At 71.9% G+C, this 10,064-nt stretch carries 7 protein-coding genes; 4 read left to right on the forward strand and 3 right to left on the reverse strand.

The window, feature by feature from the left end:
* From G6045_RS36005 to G6045_RS36015, 3 genes are all read left to right on the forward strand, one after another.
* Window positions 1–2,700: tetratricopeptide repeat protein (locus G6045_RS36005; protein WP_206344636.1), on the forward strand; the 2,700-nt coding region annotated here is incomplete at its 5' end.
* Between the two features lie 54 nt (window positions 2,701–2,754).
* Entirely contained in the window at window positions 2,755–3,924 is a 1,170-nt protein-coding gene (locus tag G6045_RS36010) for a hypothetical protein (protein ID WP_165336429.1), read from the forward strand.
* Window positions 3,925–3,950: 26 nt separating this feature from the next.
* Entirely contained in the window at window positions 3,951–5,246 is a 1,296-nt protein-coding gene (locus G6045_RS36015) for an extracellular solute-binding protein (protein WP_165336430.1), read from the forward strand.
* A gap of 12 nt (window positions 5,247–5,258) precedes the next feature.
* Here G6045_RS36015 and purU read toward each other — a convergent pair whose 3' ends face one another.
* A complete protein-coding gene (gene purU / locus G6045_RS36020; protein ID WP_165336431.1) occupies window positions 5,259–6,131 on the reverse strand; it encodes a formyltetrahydrofolate deformylase in 873 nt (290 codons plus the stop codon).
* Window positions 6,132–6,220: 89 nt separating this feature from the next.
* Window positions 6,221–6,667: an SCO4402 family protein gene (locus G6045_RS36025; RefSeq protein WP_165336434.1), complete on the reverse strand. Its 447-nt coding sequence runs from the start codon at window positions 6,665–6,667 to the stop codon at window positions 6,221–6,223.
* A 171-nt stretch (window positions 6,668–6,838) separates the two neighbouring features.
* Between G6045_RS36025 and G6045_RS36030 the strand changes: the two genes are divergently transcribed.
* On the forward strand, window positions 6,839–8,149 hold the full coding sequence (locus G6045_RS36030; RefSeq protein WP_165336432.1) for an ABC transporter substrate-binding protein: 1,311 nt from the start codon (window positions 6,839–6,841) through the stop codon (window positions 8,147–8,149).
* Between the two features lie 30 nt (window positions 8,150–8,179).
* Here the strand turns inward: G6045_RS36030 and G6045_RS36035 are convergent, their stop codons facing one another.
* Window positions 8,180–9,910, reverse strand: a complete 1,731-nt coding sequence (locus tag G6045_RS36035; RefSeq protein WP_165336433.1) for a hypothetical protein — start codon at window positions 9,908–9,910, stop codon at window positions 8,180–8,182.
* Window positions 9,911–10,064 lie beyond the last annotated feature (154 nt).

The raw sequence follows: 10,064 nt of genomic DNA on the forward strand, positions 1-10,064 counted from the left end.
CCCCCCGGACCCCCCGGACAAGAAAGCCCCGGCGCGACACAGTCCAGCGGGCGCGACCGCATCCTGCTCTCCCGTATCGCCGCGGACTGCCCCGGCATGACCGCCGCGTTCCTCTTCCCCGACGACTGCGCCTCCGCGCCCGAGGACGTGCTCGAGCTGCTGCTCGCCGTGCGGTCCCGCCGGCAGGCCCGGCTGCTGCTCGCGTTCCGCGACCCCGGCGCGCCACTGCTGCGGCTCCTTTACGAGCAGTTGCTCGGCCGCGAGTGGCCGGCCGCCGTCGGCGAGCGGATCGAGCAGCGGCTGCACGAGCTGCGGCGGGTGCGGCAGCGGCTGTCCGAGCGCACGCACGAGACCCGCGCGCGGGACGCCGACGACTTCCTCGGGCGCCTCGACCGGCACCGCCGCGCGGCCCTGAGCGATCCGCTGCGCGCCGCGTACGAGCTGTATCTGCTCGAACTCGACGTGGAGAACCTGCTGTTGGCGCTGCGCGCCCGTGAGGCCCGCCTGGCCGCACCCCTGGAGATCAGCATCGAGCCGCCGGGCGAGGGCCTCGAGGAGCTGCCGCGGGTGAACGTGCAGGGTCCGCAGCTCACCGGCCCCGCGCCCCGGAGCACGCCACGGCCGCGCTCGGGGACCGCGGAGGGTGTGCCGCGGTTCGTGGAGCCCGAGCAGCAGTACCACGTGGTGGGGAAGCTGGCGAGCGGCAGTTACGGGCAGGTGTATCTCGCGCACGACCGCGCGCTGCTCAACCGGCTCGTGGCGCTCAAGCGGCACAATCCGCGGGATGCGGGCGCCGTCGAGCAGGCCGCCGCCGAGCGCGTACGTCTGGTGGACCTCAACCACCCGTTCATCGTGAAGGTCCACAACGCGATCCTGGACAACGACGGCGCGGGCCCTCTGCTCGTCATGGAGTTCGCCGACGGGCTGACCCTGGAGGAGATCCGGCAGCGGATGCTGCGCCGCGAGCCGCCGTTCCACGACGAGCGCGTCTTCGAGTTCATCGCCGTGTACGGGGTCAGGATCCTCGACGCGCTGCACTATCTGCACACCGGCAAGGAGCTGGTGTACGGCGATCTGTCGCTCAACAACGTGCTGCACTGCGGCGACACCATCAAGCTGATCGACGTCGCGGCGGTACGCGGCTTCGGCGAGGCGGGACCCGCCACGGTCAACCCGCCGGAAGCGGGCGGCGAGGGGCGGATGGAACCGGCCGGGGACCTGTACTGCCTCGGTGAGGTCCTGCGCTGCCTCCTGGCGGCCGCACCCGCGGTGCACGGCCTCGGGGCGCACTCGCTGCGGCTCACGATCGCGCGGGCCACGCGCCCGGATCCGGCGGAACGCTTCGCGTCCGCCGAGGAAATGGCAGGCCAACTCCACGCCGTCTTACGGGAGTTACGCTCCCTGCGCCTGAACGAGGAGACCTTCGCACCCTCCCTGCACTTCGGAACGGTCGCCGACACCTTCGACGGCGGACTCGGCGCCGCCCCGCCCCTTGAACAGTGGGCCACCGGCGGCTCGCACAAACGGCTGCTCGGCCCGCAGCAGCCGCCCGCCCCGGCGGACGCCGCCGCGGATCTGCCGGCGCCGCACCCCGACCGCTTGGACCCCAACTGGCAGCGGCTGCAGCGCACTTCGTACAACGATCCGAAGGGACTCCTCGGGCGGATCGCCCGCTGGGAGGCCACCCCCGAGCTGCTGCTCCTGCGCTGCCGGCTGCACATCCACCAGGCCCGCGCCGCCCGTAACGCCCTGGCCCAGCCCCGGGAAGCCGGCGACTCCCGCGAGGGAGCCCGTCTGCCGCTGGACGAGCTCGTGCACCAACTGGAAGCGGCCGCCGGGGCATTGCACGAGGCCCGCCGCCTGATCGGCACCAAACGCTCCCCGCACGACTGGCGCATCCCCTGGCACGATGGGCTGCTCCAACTCGCCCACCAGCAGGTGGAGCGGGCCCGCCCGCTGTTCACCAAGGTGTACGAGGACATCCCCGGCGAGTACGCGCCGAAGCTGGCCCTCGGCTACTGCCATGAGCATCTGGGCGAGACGGAGCAGGCCAAGGAGTTCTACCGGTCGGTGTGGTGCCGCAACCACGCCCAGGGCAGCGCGGCCTTCGGGCTTGCCCGGATGCATCTGGCCGACCGGCTGCCGCGCGAGGCGGTCGTCGCACTCGAAGGCGTACCGCCGGACTCCCGCCACCGCACGGCCGCGTGCACCGCTCTCGTACGCATCCACGCGGGCCTGCACGACCGCCGACCGGCGCCCACGCTCGGGGACTTCGCGCGCGCGTTCGCGGCGCTGCGGCGGCTCGTCGAGTACGAGGGGCTCACCGACGCGGCGGCCGAGGAGCGGCTCCGTACGGATCTGCTCGAACTCCTGGTGCTCGTGGTCGACTCGGCCCGCCGCGCGGGCGGCGACCCCTGGTCGGAACTGGCCGGCCGCCTCCCGGTCGCCCTCGACCGCGATCTGCCGCCGCCGCTGCGCGTCCCGCGCACGGAGGAGCAGCTCCTGCTGCGCCTGTCCGACAGCTACCGCCGCCTGGCCCAGCAGGTGCCGCGCACGGGCCGCACCGCGGACGACGCACTGATCGAGGCGCTCCTGGACAACGCGCACCGGGTACGGCCGACGCGGGTGCGGCACCGGTCCGAGTCGCCGGGACCGCGGTTGCCCCGCTGGCTGTCCGGAGGGCGGGAGCCGGATGCGTGAGGTGACGGTCGCGACGTACCGCGGACGGCAGAACGGGCCGAGGAGGCAGGCGAGTTGAGAATCGCGGGCGTCGATCGCACACGGCACGCGGCCGCGCGTGCGCGGGCCTGGGTGCGGGTGCGGGCGAACTGGCTCGATCCGCGGCGGTCGGGGCCGCAGGTGTGGCGGTGGGCTTGCGGGGAGCCGTCCCGCGGCGGGGCGCCGAGGCGTACCTCGGAGTTCCTGCGGGAGCGCAGGGTTCTTGTGCCGGCGCTCGCCCTCCTCGCGTTCGCGCTCACCGCGGGCGCGTACTTCGACGTGCACGGACGTACCGACCATGTACGCGACCGGCTGGCCCCCGCGGTGACCGATCTCGCCAGGGCACGGGTCCTGCTCCACGAGGCACAGGACGAGGCGGTACGCCGCTTCGGGCCCTTCGACAAGGAACAGGTGCCCGTGCGCAAGGGGCAGGTGGCGATCGGGGATCTCTACGAGACGCTGCTGAGCAGCGGCAGACAGGCCCTGGACGGCGTCGGCCGGTCCGCCGCCCTCGACGCACGGCAGGCGCAGCAACTCGGCATCATCCAGGGCCTCGTGCAGTCCTACAGCGACGCGATCTCGATGGCCGACCAGAACCGCGAGAACTCCGGGATGCGCAAGGCGGGTGTCAACTACGGGGCCGACATCCTGTGCGACGAGAGCACCCCTGAGCTCACGTGCGAGGCCCTGAAGGATCCGGAGGCCGAACCCATCGCGCTGCTCGGCCGGATCGCCGCCCTCGAATGGGAACTGCGGCAGGAGACCCGCGCCCAGTCGGCCGCACTCACCCCCTTGCTCCTCGCGCTCGTCACGCTGCCGGCCGCGGCCCTGCTCGCCGTCGTCCTGGGGGGCACCCTGCGGTTCTGCCGTCGCCGGCTGCGGTTGATCAGCGCTCCCCTGTGGGCGCTGCTCGCGCTCGCGGCGTCCGTGTACGGGCTGCTCGCCGCAGGCGCGCTGGAGGAGCACGCCGCACAACGGGCCGTACGCGCCCAGGTCGACGAGCTGTCCCTCGAGTCCACACCGGAGCAACTCGCAACGAAGGGCCGGGAGATCACGGACAGGCTGGACGAGGCGGGCCCGGTGGGCTGGGCCCAGACCGCCCGGATCGCCCTCGGTGTGGGCACGGCGGGCGCGGTGTCGGCGGGGCTCGCCCTGTACAGCTACGGGCTGGGGTATCCGTCGGCCGGAAGGCGGGGAGTGGGATGAGGGGCCGATGGAAGGCGGGGAGTGGCATGAGGGACCGATGGAAAGCGGGGGTGCGGACCGCGCTCGGTGCCGTGCTGTTCGCCGTGACCACCCTGTCCGCGGGCGCCTGCACGGGAGCCGAGGACCGGACCGTCACCGTCCTGGGGCCTTGGACGGACGGCGAGGAGAAGCCGTTCGTGGCAGCCCTGAAGAAGATCGAGAAGCGCACGGGCGTCCGCTACTTCTACTCCGGCACCCGCTCTCTGCGCGACACCCTCGTGGCGCAGCTGCAGGCCGGTGCGCCCCCGGACGTCGCGATCCTCAACAGCCTCGGCGAACTGACCGATTACGCCGAGCACGGCCACGCCCACCCCCTGCCCGACGACATCGCCGACCGGGCCATCGAACCCTGGGCCCCGGACGTCACGGTGACGGTCACCGGTGACGAGCAGCTGACGCGGCGGGCGTACTGGGCACCGGTCCGTATCGACCTCAAGGGCATCGTGTGGCACGACCCCGACGACCGCTCGGAGGAGCCGCAGCAGTGGTGCCTCGGCATGAGTTCGGGCGCGACCTCGGGCTGGCCGGGTACGGACTGGATCGAGGACCTGCTGCTGCGGCGGCAGGGCCCCGAGGTCTACCAGCAGTGGGCGCTCGGGGAGCGGTCGGTGCCGTGGACCGACAAGAAGGTGCGGCAGGCCTGGGAGGACTGGGGGGAACTGTTGCCCGGGGACGAAGAGCGGGAGAAGGCGCTCACGCGCTCCTTCGAAGCCGACACCGGGATGCTCGACTCCAACGACGTGGAGTGCCGCTTTGAACACCAGGGTTCGTTCATACGGCGCCACTACGTCGACACGTATCTGCCCGCCCCCACACCCCGGTTCGTCTCCGCGGTCGGCAAGAAGCACACGGACACCTACGAGGTCTCCGGCGACATGGCGGCGGTGTTCAAGGCGAGCGACGAGGCCTGGGACCTGGTCCGCGAGCTCACCGGCCCCGAAGCCCGCACGGCCTGGGCGGCCTCGGCCGAGAGCGAAGGCGAGCGCCCGCTGTTCCCCGGGGCGATGGGCGTCGCACCGACGCCCGGCAGCGCCACCGCGAAGGTGCGGGATCTGCTCTACGGCGCCGACAAGATCTGCTTCGACGCCTCGGACGCGATGCCGCCGTCCCTGCGCGACGCGTTCCAGCGGGCCGTGCTGACGTTCCTGGAGGCCCCCGACGACGACAAGGTGCTCGACGCGCTCCTTGCGGGCCTGGAACGGGAGGCCGAACTGCAGCGCGAGGACAAGACCTTCCTCCTCGACGACCTCTGCGGCAGCCCGCCGCCGAGCCCCACCTCGTAATGGCGAGAACCCTCAGGCGAAGACGACCGTGCGCCGCCCGTTCAGCAGGATCCGGTGCTCCGCGTGCCACTTCACCGCACGCGCCAGCGCCTGGCACTCCACATCGCGCCCCACCGCGACCAGCTGCTCGGGCGTGACCTCGTGGCCGACGCGCTCGACCTCCTGCTCGATGATCGGGCCCTCGTCGAGGTCGGCGGTCACATAGTGCGCGGTGGCGCCGATCAGCTTCACACCGCGGGTGTGCGCCTGGTGGTACGGCTTCGCGCCCTTGAAGCTCGGCAGGAAGGAGTGGTGGATGTTGATGATCCGGCCGCTGAGCTGCTTGCACAGATCGTCGGAGAGGACCTGCATGTAGCGGGCGAGGACGACCAGGTCGACGTTCTCCTCGCGGACGAGCTCCAGGAGCCGCGCCTCGGCCTCGGCCTTCGTGTCCTTGGTCACCGGGATGTGGTGGAAGGGCAGGCCGTACGAGGCGACCAGCTCGGCGAAGTCCGTGTGGTTGGAGACCACGGCAGCGATCTCGACCGGGAGCGCGCCGGTGCGGGCGCGGAAGAGCAGGTCGTTCAGGCAGTGGCCGAACTTCGACACCATCAGGACGATCCGCATCCTGGCCTCGGCCTGATGCAGCTGCCAGTCCATCTGGAAGGAGTCGCCGACCGCCGCGAACGAAGCGCGCAGCTTCTCCACGGTGACGGGCGCCTCGGCCGAGAAGTGCACCCGCATGAAGAACAGACCGGTGTCACGGTCGCCGAACTGCTGGCTGTCCTCGATGTTGCAGCCCGTCATGAAGAGATACGACGAGACGGCGTGCACGATGCCCTGTTTGTCGGGGCACGACAGGGTCAGGACGTACTGGTCGGAAACGGCCGCGGGCTGCTCACTCATCCAGGCAGGATCGCATACGCGGGCCCGTGGGCGGTTGTGCGTACCGCCTCGTGGACGGGTGGGTTCCGCAGCGTTCGCGAACCGGGCGCTCAGGCCGAGCGCGTCATGATCCGCAGCACCTCGAGGGAGCGCGGCGCCGCGTCCGGGTCGTCCCCGTCGCTCTGCGCCATGCGCACATGCGCTTCGCGTGCCGCGCGGACCGCCTCGGGCCAGCCGTGGTGGTCGAGATAGGTCTGGACGGGGGCGTCGGGGCCGACCTGGTGCATGATCCGCAGGACCCGGAGCACCGCGGTGTCGACAAGCGCGGCCTCCTGCGGGTCGCGGAAGATCGTGCCGACGTACTTCTCGGCGGACCAGTTGTCGAGCCAGGTGTCCTCGACCAGGCGGTACACGGCGTCGGTGACGTCCCCGTACTCCTCGCGTCCGGCCAGCCAGGACTCCTGCTGGAAGACGGGGTCGGAGATCATGTGCAGCGCGGAGCGCACGTTGCTGCGCCAGCGCCACCATGGCATGTCGTTCAAGGGCATGCCTTCCATGGTGGAGGAGCGGCGGCCGCGACGGGAAGACTTCTCCGAGCTTTGCACGGTTGCCGATCGTACGTTCTTCGCATCCGCGACCCTCCGGGCCCCCCATGTTCACCTTCAAGTCACTTTCCGTTGACTCAACTTCACTCAAAGATTCGGAACGTGACGCAAAAGTGCGTGTCCATGACCGATCGGCCGCGTGCCCTGCCCACCCGTCGCCTCACCCGTCTCCTGGCCTTGGCGGTCACCGCCTCCCTGGCCGCCGGGTGCGGTGCGCTCCCCGGATTCTCGTCGGACACGAAAGGCCCGGTCACCGTCATGACCTGGGCACCCGAGAACACCAAGGGCACGGACGCGCCCGGCGTCCCGGCGATGGCCCGCGCGTACGCCCGCTGGGTCAATGCCAACGGAGGGCTCGGCGGACGCGACCTCAAGGTCATCACCTGCAACGAGCACAACGACGTGAACGGCGCCGCGGACTGCGCGCGGCAGGCGGTCGACGCCGAGGTGACGGCGGTGGTCGGCTCGTACAGCCAGTACGGACGGTCGTTCTTGTCCACGCTCGAGGCGGAGGGCATCCCGTTCATCGGGGGCTTCGGGCTGACCGAGGACGAGTTCACCAGCCCGCTCTCGTATCCCGTCAACGGCGGGCAGGTGGCGCTGATCGCGGGCAACGGGCGTCAGCTCGCCGCGCACTGCTCGAAAGTCTCCCTGGTGCGTCCGGACACGATCGCCGGCGACGACCTGCCCGAGCTGCTCGACTTCTCCCTGAAGCAGGCCGGGCGGCCCGCGGCCACGGACATCCGCGCCAAGGAGGACGCCAACGACTTCACGGCGCAGGCGGAGGACGCCCTCGCCTCCGCGGGCGCGCCCGCGTCGCTCGCGACCACGCTGGGCACCGAGGGGGCGCGTGAGCAGGCCCGCAAGGGGTGTGTGACGGCGGCGCTCGGCGACCAGACGACGACGTTCTTCGACTCGCTGCGCCGCGTGCGCGAGGACTTCCAGGACGTACGGATCGGCTCGGTGCTCGGCTCGCTCGACCAGACCTCGATCAACCGGGGCGGCGGCAAGTCCGGTGTCTACGAGGGCGCGTACGTCACGGGCTGGTACCCGGCGGCGAGCGATGACCGCTGGGAGCCGATGCGCAAGGTGATCCGCGAACAGGCCTTCAACGACAACCGCATCGACTCCGCGGACGCGGGCGTCCAGAACACCTGGATCGCGTACACGGTTCTCACACAGGTCGTCGCCTCACTCGGCGAGGGCACGGTGGACGCCCGCTCCGTCACCCGCGCCCTGAACGACGGCGTCCGCATCAAGACCGGCGGCCTGACCCCGACCCTGAGCTGGCGCTTCGAGGACACGATCGCCGTCCGCGACTACCCCCGCATGGTCAACGCCCATGTCTGGTTCCAACAGGTCAAGCGGGGCCAGCTGACGCCGGTGGGCAGGACGTCGGTGAACATGGCGGACACATTGGAGCGGACGATCTGAGGGACCGGTCCGCTCCAACGCGGTCGGTTCTCAGAGCTGTTGAGGGGTGCGCTCCGGGAGGCCCCACTGCTTGGCGATCGTGTTCCACAGCGGCGCAGCCTCGCGCTTCGCCGTCGTCGCCTCGCCGCTGGCCCTGGTGGCCGCCCCGGTCTGCGGCGTCGTACGCGGCTTGCCCTTGGGGCAGCCCTTCTTGCCGGCCACCTGGTCGGCCCAGGCCGCGTAGTGGTTGTCGGCCGAAGCGGACGCCTTCCAGGCCTTGTTGAGCGCGTCCCGCAGCTGCTGGTTCTGCGGCAGCTTGTCCGTCTTCAGCTCGGCAAGGCGCGTCACCAGGGAGTTCCGCTGCCCGGCCGCATCGCGCAGATCCTGCGCGGCCTGCCCCAGGTTCTTGCAGCCCTTGATCGCCTCCACGGAACGGATCACCGCGTCCCGGCTGTTGTTGGAGTCGGCGAGCAGCTTGTCGAGCGCGACGGCCTGCGCCTTCGCCGGATCGGCGGCGGGCTCGGACGACTCCTTCTGCGCGGGTTCGGTGGCGGCGGCGGGCGCGGGGTTCTCCCCGCCCTCGTCGTCGCCTCCGCCGAGCAGACCCATCAGGCCGCCGGCCGCGATCCCGACCACGGCGATCCCGACGCCGACCACGGCGAGCACCCGGCCCCGCGTCGGCCCGCTGCCGCCGCGACCGTCACCGCGGCGCGCCGCGGCCCGGCCGCCATGACCGCCGTGCCCGTGCGCACCACCGTGGCCGTGCTGAGCGCGCGGCGCGGGCGCCGGATCCTGGAAGCGGGGCATCTGCTGCGTGGAGTCGGCGGGACCCTCGGCGGGCTCACTGCGGAAGAGGCTGTCGAACTCGGCCGGCGGCTGCCGGTCCCCCGGCGCCCCGGGCCGGATCCCGTACGGCGCTCCGGCGGGCGCGGGCGGCACGGAGCCCTGAGCGGGCGGCATGGCGTTCTGCGCGGGCGGCACCGGCGGCAGGTACTGCGTGGCCTGGGCATCGGGGCCCGCGGGCGCCTGCTGGCGTCCCAGGATGTACGTGGACTCTCCGGACTGCTCCGGAGGCAGGGCGCCGGGCGGCATCTGCGGAGGCAACTGCTGCGCCCTCACCCCCATTTCAGGCGAATCGCCCATAACGGGCGGAATCATCTGCGTGGCGGCTTCGTCGCCCCCGGGCACACCGTGCGCGCCCTGCGGCATGGCCGGCATCTGCTGATTGGGCTGCATCGGCTGCTGAGCCTGATGCGGTTGCTGAGCCTGATGCGGCTGCATCGGCTGCTGAACCGGAGGCATCTCGGCCGGGGGCTGCTGAGCCGGGGGCAGTTGAGATCCCGGCTGCTGAGCGGTCGGCTGCTGAGCGGCCGGCATCTGGGGTATCGACTGCCCCGGCACCGGCGGTATGTACTGCGTCGCGTCGGCATCCGCCTGCACGGGCGGAAGCGACTGCGACTGAGGCTGAGGCTGGGGCTGGGGCTGCGACTGGGGCTGAAGCTGCGCGGCGGGCGGCAGCGACTGCCCGTCACCTGAGGGCGCCTGCGGCGTCCCCCAGGTCTGCCCCGGCACGGGCCCTGCCTCGGACCCCGGCGCGGGCGCCGACTCCGGCCCCCAGGGCTGACCCCACGGCTGTCCGCCCGTGGGCACCCCCGCACCGGCGGGCTCCGCGTACATGCCGGGCATCAGCGGCTCGCCGCCGTCCGCGGGCAGCACGACGCCTTCGTGGGCGGGCCGCGCCGCGGGAAGCTGCGGCTCCTCGCCCTGTCCGCTCTGCGTCACCGGGACTCCTACCAATGGGGGAACTCTGGAATCGTCGGTTAACGCTACCGGCTCCCCAGTCGACGGCGGTACACAGCTCCGCCCCACCGCCCCGGCTGTAACAAGTGCGGCCACAACGACGCTGTTCCTGCCCGCCCGAGCCCACGAGACCCGC

Origin of the sequence: Streptomyces mesophilus (assembly GCF_011044995.1) — a bacterium.
Lineage (GTDB): Bacteria > Actinomycetota > Actinomycetes > Streptomycetales > Streptomycetaceae > Streptomyces > Streptomyces mesophilus.

Excerpts from the sequence above, each read along its gene's own strand:
- G6045_RS36015 (WP_165336430.1), top strand. The coding sequence starts at position 3,951 with ATGAGGGACCGATGGAAAGCGGGGGTGCGGACCGCGCTCGGTGCCGTG.
- purU (WP_165336431.1), bottom strand. The coding sequence starts at position 6,131 with ATGAGTGAGCAGCCCGCGGCCGTTTCCGACCAGTACGTCCTGACCCTG.
- G6045_RS36030 (WP_165336432.1), top strand. The coding sequence starts at position 6,839 with ATGACCGATCGGCCGCGTGCCCTGCCCACCCGTCGCCTCACCCGTCTC.
- G6045_RS36025 (WP_165336434.1), bottom strand. The coding sequence starts at position 6,667 with ATGGAAGGCATGCCCTTGAACGACATGCCATGGTGGCGCTGGCGCAGC.